Origin of the sequence: Vibrio sp. Vb0304, assembly GCF_033338995.1 — a bacterium.
In the GTDB taxonomy this organism is placed as follows: Bacteria; Pseudomonadota; Gammaproteobacteria; order Enterobacterales; family Vibrionaceae; genus Vibrio; species Vibrio alginolyticus.
In genome coordinates, this window is the sequence record NZ_JAWOTT010000102.1 from 1 (window position 1) to 1545 (window position 1545).

The following is a 1545-nucleotide window of genomic DNA, read 5'->3' on the forward strand; positions in this document are numbered from 1 at the left end:
ACTTAGAGATGGATGTGGTACCCGCGACCTTGCCAGCGAAATCAAATCAGCAGCCATACCAAGCGAAGATGGTGACCATCAACATTGATGGCGGCAAGAAGCAAAAAGTTCGTCCTGGCGACATTCTTGGGTGTTTGACTGGCAAAAATGGCATCCCAGGAGCGCAAGTGGGCAAGATTCATTTGTTCCCTGTGCGTTCTTACGTTGCTGTAGAAAAGTCTGCCGCGAAGAAAGCATTGCAAATTATCAGTACGGGTAAGATGAAAGGGCGTCAGTTCCGAGCGCGTCTTCTTAAATAAGTCATTAGATTGAACAAAGGCTCTTCGTTGGAAGAGCTTTTTTGTTTGGTGCGTCTCTTATTTGTTGTCTTTTGCTAAACGCGCTTTAATACGGCTTAAGCTGATAGCGGTAATGCCGAGGTAAGCCGCAATTTGGCTGTCGGTAATGCGTTGTTCTAAATCTGGGTAGTGGTGGCAAAATAACTGATAACGTTCCTCAGGTGAATACAACAGCATAAAACGTTCTTTATTCTCTTTGTTCATCAACTGCGTTTCGAGCAATTTTAGGTAAATTGAGTGCTTTTCGGCGCGCCATTGATGCAATGCCTCGATAGGCAAACAGAATAAATGACATGCGGTCAGCGTTTCCAATAAGTACGGTGAAGGTTGATCTTTTATCACGCTTTCAAAGCCGATCACCCAGTCCTTTTCCCCATAAAACTCTTTGCTGAATTCTTTTCCTTTCTCTGTGAGATAGCTTGCGTGGCATAACCCTTCCAGAATGAAGTAGATGTGAGAACTAAATTCACCTTGATGGCTAAGAATGTGCCTAGTGGGTAATTCTAACTCTTGTCCATAGACCATGAGTTGTGAGGCTTCGTCTTCTGAAAAGCCATGTTGAGTGAGATCGAAAAATACGTCGTTTTGCATGAAGGTTATCTGCAGTGAAAGGGTTAGCGCATTTGAACTATCTTAACTGCTTTGTGCAGCAACAAAAAGCGGCTCACTGAGGAGCCGCTAGTTTGAACATCGAGTCGCTTATTTGTTTAAATCGATCTGATAAATCGCAAAGCCCACTTCGTCAGTTGCGACGCGTTTCATCGGGTATTGGCCTTTGTCTTGGATAAACTTCGAAGCTTTTTCGCTCGGTGAGGTTTCAAAGCGAATATCCAGTTTTTTGTCTGACTTAATTGGTGCGAACGACCAGTTATTGTCAGCGCTTGGCGTGACTTCGCCTTTTTCCTCACTGACGCGAGAAATGTACGCAGCAACCACAGAACGGTTTTCGTCTGGGGAGTCAAATGCAATGAAGTCCGGACCAGTGCCAGGGAAGGTATTGCTGTATGCGCGGTAATTGTTAGTCGCAATGATGAAATCTTGTTTCGGATCAACTGGTTTGCCATTGAAAGTCAGATTCACGATACGCTGGGAGTCCGGATTAATGACTTTACAATTCGCGTCGTACTTCGGTGGTTGAGTGATGTCGATTTGGTATTCCACACCATCAATCACGTCAAAGTTGTACGTACGGAAGTTATCCCAATCA

3 protein-coding genes are annotated in these 1545 nt (G+C 44.6%); 1 reads left to right on the forward strand and 2 read right to left on the reverse strand.

Translation table 11 applies throughout. The annotated features are described in order from the left end of the window. The coding region (locus tag R7P35_RS24120; RefSeq protein ID WP_318092850.1) for a DbpA RNA binding domain-containing protein at positions 1–299 on the forward strand (299 nt) is incomplete at its 5' end. Between the two features lie 57 nt (positions 300–356). Here R7P35_RS24120 and R7P35_RS24125 read toward each other — a convergent pair. Together R7P35_RS24125 and R7P35_RS24130 are read right to left on the reverse strand one after the other, a co-directional pair. Then, a complete protein-coding gene (locus R7P35_RS24125; protein ID WP_318092851.1) occupies positions 357–929 on the reverse strand; it encodes a Crp/Fnr family transcriptional regulator in 573 nt (190 codons plus the stop codon). Between the two features lie 108 nt (positions 930–1037). Continuing rightward, positions 1038–1545, reverse strand: a 508-nt coding sequence (locus R7P35_RS24130; RefSeq protein ID WP_318092852.1) for a 5'-nucleotidase C-terminal domain-containing protein, incomplete at its 5' end; no start/stop codon positions are given.